This is a genomic window from Gordonia sp. NPDC127522 (assembly GCF_042672305.1).
Taxonomy (GTDB): domain Bacteria; phylum Actinomycetota; class Actinomycetes; order Mycobacteriales; family Mycobacteriaceae; genus Gordonia; species Gordonia hongkongensis.
This window is the reverse complement of record NZ_JBHXVK010000034.1, coordinates 1-13,915: the sequence shown is the minus strand read 5'-3', so window position 1 is coordinate 13,915 and position 13,915 is coordinate 1. Positions and strand designations below refer to the sequence as shown.

Sequence of the window (13,915 nt, the reverse complement as noted above, 5' to 3'; positions counted from 1 at the left end):
GCCCCGCCGGTACTCGGCACGGCGGTTGACAACCCACTGACCGATCGCGAACCCGTCGATCGTCGCGCCGCGGGGTGGTGAGCTGGAACCGTGCATGGCGGCGTAGCGGTGCAGGTGGGCGATCCCGGTGTCGAAGAGACGGTCGTAGGCGTTACCACGGCTGGTCGAGCTAGCCTCATGCTCGTTCAGTGGTGCGGCACTGCCTGTTTCAGGCTGTTCTAGGCAGGGGTCCACTCGAGTCCGAGGAGGGTCAGGGCGCGACCCAGTTGTGGATCCGCGGCGTCGATGGGGCAGTGGTCGACAACGTCGATGTGGGGGCTGATGTCGGGGTCGGCGGCGCGTTCGTAGAGCGCCCACATCCGCAGCTGGTCGCCGTGGCGGGAGTCGAACTCGATCCCGTCGACCGCTGCGTGTCCGTGGTCGGTGAGGGCGTAGAGCCAGCGGGAGATGGCCTGGGTGAGCCCCCGGGGGCGGCCGTCCCGCAACGCGGCGGTGTCGAGGTCATCGAGCCCGTAACGGATCGCGAGCGGCCGAAACACCGTCCGCATGGTGGCGAGGCTGTCCGGGGCGGCGGGCACCGCGAACCGTCCGGTCAGGGTGGCGTGGCCGAGCATTCGTGCCTCGCACCACGATCGCGGGACGTGCCCGGGTGGCAGCGTGGGGTAGTCCTGCTCGTCTTCGTCGTCGACGTCGATGTCGTAGAGCTCGGCGATCAGTTGCGGGCTGGGTCGGGCGAACGCGAGGACTTCGAGATAGCAGGCCAGGGGAGTGCCGGCGCAGTACAGGGTGCGCCACACCCCGTCGGGGTCGTCCCAGCGGCCGGCGAAGCGGCCGTCGGTGGCGTACTCCCACGGCGTCCACTCCCACGGACTCGGCGCGTACCCGACCCGATAGATGGGCGTGGCGGCCCGGATGCTGGTGGTGATCGGCCCGTGGGGGGTGCCGATCGTCGACGTGCGGGGTTGGTTCATCCCACCGCGGCGAACTGGCGGGCAGCGTTGAGCACCTGGGGGCCGACGTCGGCGAGCTCGCCGTCGCGCAACAGCAACGCCGGCGCCCGGTCGTCGAGGACCGGGTTGAGGCCCTGGAACCACGCTTGGGCGACGGCGGGGGTGTCGCGTTCGGTGATCAGGCGGGCGGCGCGGTAGGCGATCCGGAGCCGTTCGACGTCGTCGTGGTTGGCGATAGTGCGGGTACCCTCAGCCCACTGCCGCACCGCCCGGGTCTCGCTCACCCGCCCCAGGTAGGCCACGAGCTTCGCGCCGAGCAGATCGCGCAACGCAGCCACGAGTTCGGGCTGCGACATACGTGCCGCTTCGGCATAGGCGGCCAAATCCGGCCGAGGATGCGCTGCTGTCATGGTGATCACCTCTTGATCCCAGTATAGATCCCACGCCGTGCGACAGCTAGACACCAGAAGTAATACTCGCCGCGACCCGTTGGTGGTCGTGGTGAGACTTCGGGTGGGTGGTCGACCGTCCGCCGGACGACAGGCACACTAGGTGACCGTGACCAGCCGATTCGATCAGGGTATCGCCCATCTACATCGGTACGTCGCCATGCACGGCACCAGCAACCCCCGCCAGCAGGACGTCATCGACGGATTTCCGATAGGGCGGTGGGTCAACACGCGCCGCACGGACTATCGCCGTGGCGTCTTGCCCGCGGAGCGGATCGCGCAACTCGAGTCCGAGTTCCCCGACTGGCAATGGAAGACCAACGCCCGGACGTCGTTCGCTGCCGGCCTGACCCACCTCCGCCGCTACGTTGCTGCCGAGGGGACCAGCAACGCCCGTCGGCCCGACATGATTGACGGTTTCCCGATCGGTACCTGGATTGCCAGTCGCCGAGCCGAGTACCGGTCCGGACAGATGTCTCCCGAACACGTCCGCCAGATCGAAGCTGAGTTCCCCGACTGGCAGTGGACCCTGCGGACACGAGCGCCGTTCCACGTCGGCCTGGACCACCTGCACCGCTACGTCACCGCACACGGCACCAGCTCGCCACCCCGCCACGCGACAATCGACGGATTTCCCATCGGCGCCTGGGTGGCCAAACGCCGCACCGAGTACCGGCGGGGCCAACTGTCAACCGACCGAATCACCCAGCTCGAAACCGCATTCCTCGACTGGCAGTGGAATATTCGCCGATCCGGTGATCGGTCGGTCGACGGGCGCTGCTGTGGGCGGCCACAGTAGCGTGTTCGCGTATGAAGAACGATGAGGTCACCGAGTACCGCGCGCACTGGGACGGTGCCGAAGCGCGGTTTCGGCTGTTCGGCTTCGTCTTTGAAGGATCGCAGTACCGTCTCGAGATCACCGACTACTGGGATTGCGATGTCACCGATGTCATCGACGATGCCGGCTATTACTTCACCGATCAGGGCGCTTTGTGGTCGCTAGCCACCGTTGACACCGCCTCAGCGGGCGCGACTCTGACGTGGTTGCACGGCTATGACTACCGCATCGCTGCGAGATCGTATGCCCAGTGGCGTGCCCGCACGGACATGCAGCTGCGCTACTTGGCGGCCCGATCTCAGCACTCGCAACCGGTGGTTCTGCCCGACGGACTACGCGTGATTCGCATGTTCCCCGAGTGGGTGGGCGGCCCCCTGTGGGAAACGTTCACCGACAACTATCCCGCGGAGCCGGAAAATCTCGGCCTGGAACAGGCATTGGCTAATGATCTTCGCGCATGGAACGACGCCTGGGCAGGCGAGAGCGTCGACCCCGCGTACTGGCGGGCCGAAGGCGTCGCCCTGCATCAGCGAGTCCAGGACGCGTTGAACGGAATCGCCGAAGTAGCACCACAGTTCCTTCCACCCACCGCGCGGGCGGGGTGGTGGTGAGGAACATCCGGGGATGGTGGCTGGGCGCCGGGCTGACAACCGGATTTGCGCTCGGCGTGCCGCTGTTTGTCGGTAGCCTCGCTGCGGGATATGACGAACTGCTTTACGAGGCAGTGCGGCAGGGCATAAATCGCGAGGCGGTCGCCGCGATGTCCACGGCAGTCGTATTCACGGCGTCAACGGTGTGGGCGTGCCTAGCCGGGGTGGTGGGCCTGGGAATTGGCACAACCCTCGACATCGCCCGACAGTCTCGCGGCTCGGCGCCCAGCGGCCCAGCCACCACACAAGCACCGGAGTCACAGCGAACTGGCGCTGTGGTGTCGGCGCCTGGCTCATCCTCGAAAGACGTGGCCGGCGGAGGCAGTGATGTCGAAGAGGCCGACACAGGTCCTCTGGACTCGCCGCGCTATCGCCTACTACGGCGTGCGCGCCGCGGCCAAGCAGTGATCATTCTCGGAACGACTGCGTCCGCATACTCTGTCTTGCTGTTCGGCTACGCGGCAATCTTGGGGCTGTTGGGGCCGATCGGGCGAGTCTGGGTGGTGCCGTCGTCGCCGGCGCTTACCTACGTCATTGGATGGCTGTGGATGCTGTTTGCGGTCGGTGCCGCACTCACGGTGTCGCGCTGTCCTGGTTGGTGGTTTTCATTGCGACGCTGGCCGTGGTCGTCGCGTACGCCGCCGGTTGCGGTGGTGGTCGGAGCACTGGGCGCGGTCCTGTTGGGGGTCGTCGCGTCGGACATCTTCGAACGAGTTCTCGGTGAGTGGGGACTGATCGACACCACCGATGGCGCTGGTATCGACGCTGTGGCCGGTTGGATCGATGTCGTCATCTGGATCACGGCGGAAGAACTGCTTGTGGTGGCGATCCCGGTGACAGTAATGCGATACTTCCGGGTTCCCACGCCGTGGGCGTTGCTCGCGCTGGTGATTCTAGGGCTGGTCCCGTCCCTCTACCTTGGCCACATCGGGATCTGGACGATGTTTCCTTGGGTGGCGGCTGCGGCGGCGGTTTATTGGCGGTGGCCCAGCGTGACTGTGCTCGCTGGTCTTGTCGCCATCGCAATCGCCTACAACGTAGGTCTCACCGTCGGCGGCAGCTACAGCCTTGTGGTGTTCGGCGGCGTCGGGCTTGTGGCGCTGGTGGTCGCCTTCGAGCTCGAGCGCCGCTGGTACCGGCACTTTACGATAGCTTCGACGCCGACAGTCTCTTTGCGCCGGCGTCGGCAGGCATGACCGGTTGGTGTCTCGGCCTCGGGCGCTCGCGCCACCTGACGCGGTCCAGCTACCGGGTGCGGTCGCGAAGGCTGTCGGAGATTCGGCCGTCAACCGAGGGCTTGGCGAAGTCGGCTCGCACCAGCCGACGCCCGATCCGATGCTCCAAGCACCCGATGCACAGGTAGATGCCTCGGTCTTCGGCCGAGACGGCCATCGCCCAGAGATCGTCGACGACCATGTAGTACTCGTCGAGGACGCGTGTTTCAGTCCCGCAGTCACGGCATCGCCAATCCTGCGAGACCGGCGTCAGGGTGAACTCAACACGGCGACCGTCCTTGTATAGGAGGTCGTACCCGAACCCCGTCACCCGCACTTCAGACAGTTCGCGGCCCGCAGCGCTGATCGTGTCCTCGATCGTCTGTTCCAGCGCAGAGCGAGTCGCCGATACCGTGGTCCGGCGCTGCGTGACCATCCCTTCCGAGTCGATCGAGATTCGGCTCGCCGACCACGCCAACTGAGTTCCATCGGCAACCTCGTGCGCGAATACACCAGAGTTGTCGTCGTGGTGGTGTCTCATCCCGGACTCCCGCTGCATATTCGGGCCGCTGCATCCTGCGCAAGTCATCCCCACTTCAGCACATAACCCAGCGGTCGGCTTCTCGCACGAGACTCAAGTTCTGCGTGCGTAGTTGTTCACCCTGCTTCGTCGTGAGTTTGGCTGTAGCTGTCGCACCTTCGACGTCGATGTCCTCGACTCGCTACACGTAGAGCCCGTCGAACACTCCGCTATAGCGATCCGGGCCGGAGGGTACGGGTGTTGACGGTCGGAAACGTGCGCACTGGGTTTTGTCGAACCCCGGCTTGTCGTCTTCACGCATTGCGTCAACCGACAGCTCGATCACCAATCTGATCTCGCCGTAATCTGCGGGCGTCCCTCCAGTCCCAGTCACAGCTGTCGATGACAGGTGCGATTCTATCGATGGGTCCGTAGTCCATTCGGAGTCGGAGCAGCCCGTGGCGACCATCGTGGCCAGGGTGATAGCTAGCAGGACTTGGACGAATCTTCGCCTGATACTCATTGTCATGCCGTCGATCGTGGCGTCGTGGGCCGGCGAGCTGGAACCATGCTCAGCGGCGTGCGGTGCAGGTGGGCGATCCCGGCCTCGAACCGCGCATGGCCACTACTCATTGCAGCTCGCCGCCTGCTCCATCATGGCCGACGTCACGTCACAGGTTGTCTGTTTCGCTGCGCCACAACGCATTCGCATGCTCGACACGAGTCGTGAGTTCCCGGGCGTCTCTGTGGCGGAGGTCGATCGCCAGTAGCGAGTCCTGCCAGACGCTCGCCAGGTACAGCTTGCCGGCGTGTTCGACTGCGCCGGTGGCGGTGTCGAACGAGGGATGCACGCCGCGCACCTCATCGACCACCCGGCCGTCGGGGTCGACGCACACCGCCCACACAATGGTTTCAGGATTGGGCCGCATGATGTCCGGCAGCTGCCAGATAGCTGACCGTACGAATCCGGGCCAGGTTGCTGACCGATCGAGGGTCGCGTTGCGGGGGTTGGTGATCGCGATCCACGATCGGTCGTCAGCGAAGCGTGACATGTTGTCGGGGAACCCGTGCATGTTCGACAGCAGCACCTCGACCTCGCCCTGACGGGGACCGGTCAACCACAACCGGGACAGGCTGTAGTTGCCCGTCTCGGTGAACAGCAACGAGCGCTGATCTGGTGCGAGGGCAACCCCGTTGGGGAAGTGGAGGCCATCAAGGACTGTCGTCACGGTCCCGTCCGGGTCGCGGCGGAAGAGCCGTCCCGACGGCCGGTGCTCCAGCAGCGCACACCCATGTAGTGCTCGAAGTCGAACCGGTCGGTCGACTCGGTGAACCACACCGTGCCGCCCGGGTCGGTTGCGGCGTTCGAGCAGAACCGCAGCTGAACGCCATCGATCTGGTCGACCAGCGTTTCCACCGCGCCCGTGGACTGCTCCACTCGCAGCAGCCCCTTGTGCGCATCGCACACGATCAGTCGACCGTCGTCGCACACCTCCAGGCCCAGCGGCCGACCACCGGTGTCCGCGAAGGTGCTCCGTCGCCCAGTGGAAGGGTCGACTCGAACGATCTCACCACCAGTGACGCCGTAGATCAGCGCCCTATCCAGGCCCACCACCACGTCCTCGGTGGTTCCTGCGCCGAGCGTATGCAGTTCGGCCGTCCGAGGTAGCTCGGACAGGTGCAGATCACCATTCGGAGGTTGAATCTCCCGCCGCGCAGGGGAGAGTCCCGGTTTCAGCTGGGGCACGACCACGAAGTGTAAACAGGAGGTCGTCCCGTCCAGGTCCTGCCCGCGGTCGGGGTCGCAGCGGGCGGTGGTCTGCCCGAACCTGGATGACCCGTCGGCCAGGTGCCCACAATGGCGTTGGGCTCTAGTCTCTGTCGGCATCTCATCGGCTGGCCAGGCGCATCGCGAGGCGACCGGCGTGGGTGACCTCGGGAATGCGCACTATCCGTAGGAGATAGGCGAAGACGCAGGTGCTGAGGAGGGTGCCGGCACCCAGCGTGAGGATGTTGGTGATGACTGTGTCGGTGGTTGGACTGCTCTGGTCGGCGGCCCACATCGTCCCGAGCGCTGAGACGGCTGCGCAGAGGGTGAGAAGCCCGGCCCGGGCGGAGGTTTCAGCGACTCGACGGAATCCGAGGAGTCCGAAGCGATGGCGCAGGATCAGGTGCCCGGCCACCGCGCCGACGAGGTACGACAGTGCTCCGCTGGCGCAGAGGACCACAACGACGGGAATCCCGTTGAGTGCGTGTATGCCTACGGTGATGGCTGACACCTTGACCGACACCATGGCCACATTGATCAGCGCGGGCGTGCGGGTGTCACCCTGCCCGTAGAACACCCGCAGTTGCAGCATCACCAGCGCGAGAAAGGGAAGTCCGAAGGCGCTGGCGGCGACGGCCTGGCCGATCTGGCGCGCTTGCTCGGAATCAATGTTGCCGACAAACACGAGGGTGGCGGCGGTGGGTGCGAAGACGGCCAGCGCGCCGGCCACAGGTATCGACAGCGCCAGCAGATAGCGTGCGCCTGTTCGTAGTTGCGCGCGCAGTGTGGCGGTGTGATCGGCCGCGACTGCGTTCGCGATCCGCGGGGTGAGCACGGTCAGAATCGACACCGCCAGGATGCCGTAGGGCATCTGAAGCAACAGGTCGGCGTAGGTATACGCCGACACACTCTGGTGGTCGAAAGCCGCCCTGGTGACAACTGCGACCCCGACCTGGGATGCGGCGACGTAGACGAACACCCAGCCGGCCATCGAGGAGCCGACAACCAACGGACGCCAGGTATATGGGAGCAGCCGGACCCGCCAGCGCCACCGGAAACCGCTGCGACGCAGAAGTACAACGCACCACAGCGACTGTCCAATAATGCCCAGGGTCGTACCGGCACCCAGGACGGCGAGCTGAGCGCTGTTGATCGTGCTCGGGGTGAGGACCGCGGGCCCAGGGACCGCCACGAACACAACCACGGTGGCGATGACGATCACGTTGTTGACCACCGGCGCCCACGCCGGCGCTCCGAACCGATTCCGGACCTGCAAGATCGCAGTGGCCATGGCGGCCACGCCATAGAACAACACCTGAGGCAGGAACATGTACGACCACGCAGTGGCCAAGTCGCGTTGTGGCCTTTCGGCAACGAACGCGCCGGCGATCCACGGAGCCGCCGCCACCACACAGGCAGTGATCGTCAGCATCCCGAGGACCGATACGACCAGCAGCCGCTGAACAAACGCCTCGTCATCGACCCTGCCGCGAAGCCGGGATCGAGCAAGGACCGGCACCACCACGCTGGACAACACCCCGCCCAGCAGCACCGCATACACCATGTTCGGGAACGTGTTCGCGCCGTTGTAGGCATCAGCGACCGCAGAAGCCCCCAGAATGCCGGCCAGCACGACCGTACGCACAAACCCAGTCACACGCGACGCCGCAGTCGCCACCGCCACCCGACCGGCTGAAAACGCCTGCGAACTCATCCCGCCATCATCCCGCCACGGAACAGCAACGTCTGCACAAACACGCGCCGTCAGTCTCGATGATCATCTGGGACGACAGCCTCACCGGTTCAGATGAGTATCTTCGCCGAAAACTGCCCCGTGGCGAGCTTGGACAACTTGCACTGGATCTCACGCTTCTCGTGCAGGTGAGGACTTACCTCGGCTGTGTACACCCAGTATCCTTGCGTGGCCCCACTGGGGTCGGGGTGCCATCCGCCGTCAGTCCAGTTCGCCAACCCCACGTCTTCGGAGTGAGCGTGTTGATGGTGAAACGCTTTTGTGCACTCGCGTACTGCTAACCCCTGTCGAGCCAGCGCCAACTCGGTTTGTGTCGCTGACGGCGGGACGACGGTATCGGCTGGGGTTGAGCAACTCACCACGGGTGGGGCACCAACAAGGAGGATCGCGAGGATCGCCCACCATCTGGACGTGGTTATGGGCAGGGTTGAGGTGCGCACATTGCGACCCATCGACAACCGCGTGCACGAGCACGCAGGGCCGTCGAGGTGGCTACATCTCATCCCGAACTCCTGTTGTGTGAAGATCCAAGGACGCTCCAGGGCAGCATTCGAGACTATCTGGAACTCAGTTTGGCTGGCCCGGAACCTTCATACCGAGCTCGCGGTCGGACTGGCGGCGTTCACTGACGACGTCGTGGACCAACAACGCGCCGTCGACACCTCGCTTGACCTCGATGAGAAATTCCGGCCGGATACGGGTGTGCAACGATCCGTCATCCGAAGTGTCGGTTCAGGTCTCAGCCGAGTCCGCGAAGAACGTCGCGTCGCACCCTCAACCCCAGGTCACGCCGCTCGATGAACTCGAGGCGATACTTTGCGACGTTCAGCGCTTTCCGCTTGATGTCGAAGCCCTCGTCGGAACCGGCATAGAACTATCGCTGAGGCGAATCCGGCGTGAGCGACGCGAGGATGTCGCGCCGCGAACCTCGCGACTTGGCCTGCTGGTAACGATTGAGCGCAGCATAGACATCGTGCTCAGTGGACGCGAGGAACATAATGCCTACCTTCCTGGGGAAACGTCATACATATCTAGTATCGATACACGTATCAGGCTGAGAGACAACGGGTCTCGCGGATGTGTGTCATACCGACTGGCTGTCGGTCACGAATGAGGGTGTTCCGATCGCGGCTCCGGTGTGACAAGAATCCCGATGATGTACGCAATCTCGCAGCCGCTATCGCCGATCTCACCACTCGACCAAGCGATCCATCAGGACCGCCGCGCTGAATTTGTCCACCGTACTGCCAATGATTGGTATTACCTCAGCAGGTGTCTATCCGCCACGTGTTTCCGACCAACGACCACTGAGTCTCTTTACCCTCGACTTTGTCTCGAGAAAATGGTGTCACTATCGCTGGACTGACGCGCTTACCCACAGGCTCTGTGAAGTATTTCCAGTCGGCCGGATCTGTGAGTGGCGCACTCGGAATCGCCTCGGTTAGCGCGTCTAGAGGTGTCTTCATCTGGCATCGTGATGTCAGCAACGTATAGACGTCCTGCGCGTTACCCGAGTAGGCCGACTGATAAAAGCGTTTTGCCGTCATCTGCAACAGGACCATCTGGTCTGCCGTGCTGAGTGCGGGCGCAGCCTGCGCTGTGGTTCTCTTGTCAGAAGATTCCATTGCCCACGCAGCAAGAGCAATAGTTATCACTGCAACGACGACGACCGAAAGTTTTGCGATAGGCCGCAACGCGTTGAACTTCATCGAAAGACTCCTGTTTGCGAACTTGGTGGTTCTCATCGCTTTGCAAAACTCCCTGCCACCCGCGAGATGATACCGATGCAGATTCCCGTGATGAGACCGTTCAGAACATCGACGACCGGATCTGCAACAAGGAGCGTAACCAGTGCAACGGCGACCACACTTGCCACGATCGTACTGGCAACTATTGCGATCGCGACCCCTCCAGCGATCTCTCGTTCGGAACGCACTAGCCAGAACAGCAGGTATACGGTTGCGACGCCGATTGTTGTGCCGGCGAAGTACTCGATCATGTCTACGCCCTACTCCGCCGGCACCGCTTGACCGGGGACGATCAGATAGGTCTTGTCACGATCAACGGATGCTCCGAACACGGAGTACGTCACCGTCAAGTGGAGTTGAGCTCCCTCGGGGAGGCTTGGTGTGCTGTTAAACGCCGACGAGAGCACGAGCTGGCACACTCCGGCGCCAACGATGCTCGTGACTACACCGAACGGCGCACCGAGTAGAGCGCAGCCTGTATTGCCAGCTATCAGTCCGCCGTTCTTGTAGACCGTCCACATGTTCTTCGTGGTCTCTGCACTGTACGTGTGACTCCACTGCTTGCATGTGGTGATGCTGCATGGCCCTACCGCTTCCCGGCGACCCGGAATGTCACGTAGTGGCGGGATCGGAACTATAGGTGTTGACGTCGAGTTTGGTGCGGGGATGTCAGTCGGCGCGTGTCCGCCGATTACGGGCCCGCCAGGAGTCGCGGTCTCGCTTGTCGTCGGGAGCCCCGGGGCTTCTACTGATGGCATCGATGTGCTCGGCGTTGTCGAGGGACCTGGGTCAAAGCACTGATACGGGACTGGTGGAGGTGGCGCCTCTGATACCGGGCGACCATTCGACGCCGCCCATGCCTGCGCCCACGCACTGTTGTAGGCGGCCGTCTCACGCGCACACCGCTCGGCTGGTGTTTCCGCGTTTGCCGGATCAGCCGGCGCAAGCAGCGTGCCTAGCACGGCGAGAACCGACACTGCCACCACAATCACGGCGGCTAGGGATCGCTTGTGCCCGATCCCGGCTGTTAAACGGATGTCTCCCATGTCTAGATCCCCGATCGTCGTCTGCTGGGTTAGAGCCACATACGGGCGGAGTGAATGTTGATCGTGTCGTCAGCGGTCGGTGTCGACGTCGAGAACCGCACGATCACGCGCACCGTCGTCGGACCCGCGCAGCCATCGACCCTGACGTGGACTCGCTTGGCGCGGATCGAGGCACGGTTGGTCTGCAATGTCTTCTTGCCCAACGAGATCTCGGTGATCCGGCCCGGCTTGAGCTTGGCTGAGATCGACGGGCTCACCGACGCCGACCCGCCGACCGTCACGCCAGGAACACCGCTGATCGTGACGTTCGCACTCGGTCCGATCGACGAACCGAACCCGAACGTCGCCCCGTCGCTGACGTCGACCTGGCACCCGACGACGAGGAACTGCTCGAGCACGGCAGACTGCACCGGCTGGGACGGTTGACGTCCCTTCGCCGGGGTGATCAGGGCACCGACACGTGCCGACACCCAGCCCTCACGCGAGGCAAAGCTGTTGGCGATGTTGCTCATCGGGTTCACGACCAACTCGCTGGCGCGCAACTCGATCTTCCAACCGTCATCGGTGACCAGCGAGTCGTACTTCGTCGCCAACGGCGTCGGCGCGGCCGAACTGACCCCGGTACCAGACATGAACGCCGCCAGCGCAATACACACCGACGACGCGACCAACCAACTGCGTTTCAACATCCCGACCCGACCCTTCGTCACCCACGACCGTGCGACGGCACGCGGGACCCGGCGCTGCGAGTTCGACAGAACGCCCGAACTGCAACATCACAAACTATGTGTTCGGCACAACAAGGTGAACGGCGAGAATAGTGGCACACGACGCGCCACCTCACAACTGCTTGGTTCCCCGCTACGCGCCACCGACGGGGCCCCATCTTCGACTTGGGACTGTGAACAGATTTCGCGCACACAGCGGAAATGCCCAATAGAGCCCCGAACTGCGGTACCACCGACTTCAACGGATATGACGTAGCTCACGCGCGCCCAATATTCGTCTGGCTAGGTGACAGTGCGTCGATCACGAGTTGACGCTTCGGATCTATCTCGACCAGCTCGGCGGATGGGACGGCCACGTCGACGACCCGTTCGGCACACGGCCGTGGATCTCCCTGCGCGCCTTCGACGGAGCCGACCCCGGCCTGTTCCTCAAACTCATGTTCTCCGTCCCACCACCCGGCGACGACTTCCCACCCGTCTACGGCGACGCGGTGATCCTCGCCGAGTACGAACTACCGCCAGGGGTTGTGGTGCCTCGGTAGCCACGCCGGTGGCGCAGCAAGCGCCGCCGGGGCTGGCAGCGCGGTCTAATCGCTGAGGACTGCGGTCATCCAGGGAGTCTCGCTTCGTTGCTGACCTTCGTCGAGGGCTGTCAGATGCTCTCGGACAGCGGCCTCAGCAGCGGCTGCGTCGGTCTCTGAAACGAGCAGCCAGCTCAGTTCACGTGCATGCCGCGATTCATCCGGTGCGCGGCCCACATTCTCAGTCTCCCACTGCGCGACCAAGGTTTCGGCCGCTACCGCCCTCGACGTCGTGATGGTAGGAAGTTCTACCGGTCGGCCAATCACCGACGTCAGAGCGGCCGCCAGACGGTCGGCAACCAACGCCGTCGTGAACAGGTCGACTTTCAATTGAGCCATGTTCTCGCAGTGTAGATCAGCGCTATTCGCAGCCCACGCCGTCGCCGTCGCGGTCGAGCTTGCTGCTGTAACCGGGTTGGCCGGCGTAGACCGGTGCGGCGCCCGCGGCGCGGGCCTCGGAGCAGTTGGCGTAGTAGGCCGATGAGGGTGCCTCAGCCGCAGGTGGGGTGTAGGTGGTCGTCGGCGGGGTGTAGGTCGGTTCCGGGATCGGTGTCGCTGTCGAGGTGCGGGTGTTGGGGACCTGGCGGGTCGTCGGTGCCGGCACCGCGGCGCCGCAGCTACCGAGGATGCGGGTGACGGCGTCCTTCTCGGCCTGGGTCACCCACAGCTGGTAGGCGGCTTTGACCTCGACTTGACGGGCGACGTAGGTGCAGCGGTAGGAGCGGTTCGGCGGCAGCCAGGTCGCGGCGTCACCGTCGCCCTTCTGCTGGTTGGTGGGGCCGTCGGTGGCTTGCAGGTTGCGCGGATCGTTGGCGAAGTCCGCTCGCTGAGCCGCGGAGAGCTGTTGGGCGCCCTTCTGCCATGCATCCGACAGCGCGACGACGTGGTCGATCTGCACCGCCGACGAGGTCTGGGGTCCACGCACGAATGGGATGGTGGTGCCGGTGTAGGGGTCGGCGAGTGTTCCGGACTGCACTGCGCAGCTGTTCGAGCCGGGCTTGAGCATGATGTTGGTGAGGTCGCGGCGCAGGATGTCGTTGCGGGTGTCGCAGCCGTTGTGGCCGCTGTCGACGTTTACGTCATCGGTCCAGGCCTGCCCGAACAGGGCACGGTCATACCCGGTCTTGGGTGCGCGACCCTTCACCTCGAGGGTGTCCAGCGTGGCCAGCGCCTTGTTCGCAGCCGGCGCCGCCGACACCGTGACCACCGGTGTCGCGGTGGGCAGCGACACCTCCGACGACGTCGCGGCCGTGGACGTCGTCGCCGCAGGCAGGGTCGAGGTGTCGGCCACCTTCTCCGCAGTGGTGTCGGTGGTCCCGCACGCTCCCAGCGCCAGGGCCACCACAGCCGCGAAGCTGCCGACCAAGACCCGCGTGCGAGTCCTGCGAGGTGAAGGGGTGGCCGGCGACTCCGACGAGGAGACGGCAGGGGGGAGCGGGGGCATAGCCATTGAGCGGGAGAGCCTTTCACACAAGCGGCGACCGGCACGCACTGGCCGATCGAATGTCAACTACCTATAGCAACCCACTCGGACATCGTTACGAAACCGGACAATCCCGTCCCACGTTTGCTTCGGTGCCTTCGCTCAGACTCGAACTGACACTGCACGGGCTTTGAATCCGTTGCCTCAGCTCCGTGGGTCTTCGGTCGGATCAGGAGCGGCCTCGCGC

General features: G+C 64.3%; 16 protein-coding genes. 4 read left to right on the top strand and 12 right to left on the bottom strand.

Annotated elements, in window-relative coordinates:
- The 3 genes from ACFVHY_RS24295 to ACFVHY_RS24285 all read right to left on the bottom strand — a co-directional run.
- Positions 1-234: helicase associated domain-containing protein (locus ACFVHY_RS24295; RefSeq protein WP_390275916.1), on the bottom strand; the 234-nt coding region annotated here is incomplete at its 3' end.
- Complete coding sequence (locus ACFVHY_RS24290; RefSeq protein WP_390275914.1) at positions 219-971, bottom strand: RES domain-containing protein; 753 nt, start codon at positions 969-971, stop codon at positions 219-221. The genes ACFVHY_RS24290 and ACFVHY_RS24295, both read right to left, overlap by 16 nt.
- The gene (locus tag ACFVHY_RS24285; RefSeq protein WP_006902536.1) at positions 968-1,360 is read right to left on the bottom strand and encodes a hypothetical protein; all 393 of its coding nucleotides are present in this window, start codon (positions 1,358-1,360) and stop codon (positions 968-970) included. Before ACFVHY_RS24285 ends, ACFVHY_RS24290 begins: the two co-directional genes overlap by 4 nt.
- Before the next feature lie 148 nt (positions 1,361-1,508).
- Here ACFVHY_RS24285 and ACFVHY_RS24280 point away from each other — a divergent pair, with 148 nt between their 5' ends.
- The 3 genes from ACFVHY_RS24280 to ACFVHY_RS24270 all read left to right on the top strand — a co-directional run bounded on the left by ACFVHY_RS24280 (position 1,509) and on the right by ACFVHY_RS24270 (position 4,083).
- Positions 1,509-2,198 carry a helicase associated domain-containing protein gene (locus tag ACFVHY_RS24280; protein WP_390275912.1) on the top strand — a complete coding sequence of 230 codons (690 nt, stop codon included), beginning with the start codon at positions 1,509-1,511 and terminating at the stop codon, positions 2,196-2,198.
- Between the two features lie 11 nt (positions 2,199-2,209).
- Positions 2,210-2,848, top strand: a complete 639-nt coding sequence (locus ACFVHY_RS24275) for a hypothetical protein (RefSeq protein WP_390275910.1) — start codon at positions 2,210-2,212, stop codon at positions 2,846-2,848.
- Positions 2,849-3,330: 482 nt separating this feature from the next.
- Positions 3,331-4,083: a hypothetical protein gene (locus ACFVHY_RS24270; RefSeq protein ID WP_390275909.1), complete on the top strand. Its 753-nt coding sequence runs from the start codon at positions 3,331-3,333 to the stop codon at positions 4,081-4,083.
- 49 nt (positions 4,084-4,132) lie between these two features.
- Here ACFVHY_RS24270 and ACFVHY_RS24265 read toward each other — a convergent pair whose 3' ends face one another.
- The 7 genes from ACFVHY_RS24265 to ACFVHY_RS24235 all read right to left on the bottom strand — a co-directional run bounded on the left by ACFVHY_RS24265 (position 4,133) and on the right by ACFVHY_RS24235 (position 11,568).
- A complete protein-coding gene (locus ACFVHY_RS24265; protein WP_390275907.1) occupies positions 4,133-4,537 on the bottom strand; it encodes a hypothetical protein in 405 nt (134 codons plus the stop codon).
- A 755-nt stretch (positions 4,538-5,292) separates the two neighbouring features.
- Positions 5,293-5,850 carry a hypothetical protein gene (locus tag ACFVHY_RS24260; protein WP_390275905.1) on the bottom strand — a complete coding sequence of 186 codons (558 nt, stop codon included), beginning with the start codon at positions 5,848-5,850 and terminating at the stop codon, positions 5,293-5,295.
- Positions 5,847-6,233: an SMP-30/gluconolactonase/LRE family protein gene (locus ACFVHY_RS24255; RefSeq protein ID WP_390275903.1), complete on the bottom strand. Its 387-nt coding sequence runs from the start codon at positions 6,231-6,233 to the stop codon at positions 5,847-5,849. The genes ACFVHY_RS24260 and ACFVHY_RS24255 overlap by 4 nt, the downstream gene beginning before the upstream one ends.
- A 277-nt stretch (positions 6,234-6,510) precedes the next feature.
- Positions 6,511-8,103, bottom strand: a complete 1,593-nt coding sequence (murJ, locus tag ACFVHY_RS24250; RefSeq protein ID WP_390275901.1) for a murein biosynthesis integral membrane protein MurJ — start codon at positions 8,101-8,103, stop codon at positions 6,511-6,513.
- Positions 8,104-9,407: 1,304 nt separating this feature from the next.
- Positions 9,408-9,851 (bottom strand): hypothetical protein, encoded by a 444-nt coding sequence (locus ACFVHY_RS24245; protein ID WP_390275899.1) that lies wholly within the window; start codon positions 9,849-9,851, stop codon positions 9,408-9,410.
- 32 nt (positions 9,852-9,883) lie between these two features.
- Positions 9,884-10,141 (bottom strand): hypothetical protein, encoded by a 258-nt coding sequence (locus tag ACFVHY_RS24240; protein WP_390275898.1) that lies wholly within the window; start codon positions 10,139-10,141, stop codon positions 9,884-9,886.
- An 824-nt stretch (positions 10,142-10,965) separates the two neighbouring features.
- Positions 10,966-11,568, bottom strand: a complete 603-nt coding sequence (locus ACFVHY_RS24235) for an MspA family porin (protein WP_390275918.1) — start codon at positions 11,566-11,568, stop codon at positions 10,966-10,968.
- Positions 11,569-11,972: 404 nt separating this feature from the next.
- Here ACFVHY_RS24235 and ACFVHY_RS24230 point away from each other — a divergent pair, with 404 nt between their 5' ends.
- Positions 11,973-12,206, top strand: coding sequence for a hypothetical protein (locus ACFVHY_RS24230; protein ID WP_390275897.1), 234 nt, complete (start codon positions 11,973-11,975; stop codon positions 12,204-12,206).
- 45 nt (positions 12,207-12,251) lie between these two features.
- Here ACFVHY_RS24230 and ACFVHY_RS24225 read toward each other — a convergent pair whose 3' ends face one another.
- Both ACFVHY_RS24225 and ACFVHY_RS24220 read right to left on the bottom strand, forming a co-directional pair.
- Positions 12,252-12,584 (bottom strand): hypothetical protein, encoded by a 333-nt coding sequence (locus tag ACFVHY_RS24225; protein WP_390275896.1) that lies wholly within the window; start codon positions 12,582-12,584, stop codon positions 12,252-12,254.
- 22 nt (positions 12,585-12,606) lie between these two features.
- Positions 12,607-13,695 (bottom strand): DUF1524 domain-containing protein, encoded by a 1,089-nt coding sequence (locus ACFVHY_RS24220; RefSeq protein ID WP_390275895.1) that lies wholly within the window; start codon positions 13,693-13,695, stop codon positions 12,607-12,609.
- Between the last annotated feature and the right edge of the window lie 220 nt (positions 13,696-13,915).

Bases quoted from the DNA above. Each gene is read 5' to 3' on its own strand.
- ACFVHY_RS24290 (WP_390275914.1), bottom strand. From the start codon at position 971: ATGAACCAACCCCGCACGTCGACGATCGGCACCCCCCACGGGCCGATC.
- ACFVHY_RS24285 (WP_006902536.1), bottom strand. From the start codon at position 1,360: ATGACAGCAGCGCATCCTCGGCCGGATTTGGCCGCCTATGCCGAAGCG.
- ACFVHY_RS24275 (WP_390275910.1), top strand. From the start codon at position 2,210: ATGAAGAACGATGAGGTCACCGAGTACCGCGCGCACTGGGACGGTGCC.
- ACFVHY_RS24265 (WP_390275907.1), bottom strand. From the start codon at position 4,537: ATGGTCACGCAGCGCCGGACCACGGTATCGGCGACTCGCTCTGCGCTG.
- murJ (WP_390275901.1), bottom strand. From the start codon at position 8,103: ATGAGTTCGCAGGCGTTTTCAGCCGGTCGGGTGGCGGTGGCGACTGCG.
- ACFVHY_RS24245 (WP_390275899.1), bottom strand. From the start codon at position 9,851: ATGAAGTTCAACGCGTTGCGGCCTATCGCAAAACTTTCGGTCGTCGTC.
- ACFVHY_RS24240 (WP_390275898.1), bottom strand. From the start codon at position 10,141: ATGATCGAGTACTTCGCCGGCACAACAATCGGCGTCGCAACCGTATAC.
- ACFVHY_RS24235 (WP_390275918.1), bottom strand. From the start codon at position 11,568: ATGTCTGGTACCGGGGTCAGTTCGGCCGCGCCGACGCCGTTGGCGACG.
- ACFVHY_RS24225 (WP_390275896.1), bottom strand. From the start codon at position 12,584: ATGGCTCAATTGAAAGTCGACCTGTTCACGACGGCGTTGGTTGCCGAC.
- ACFVHY_RS24220 (WP_390275895.1), bottom strand. From the start codon at position 13,695: ATGGCTATGCCCCCGCTCCCCCCTGCCGTCTCCTCGTCGGAGTCGCCG.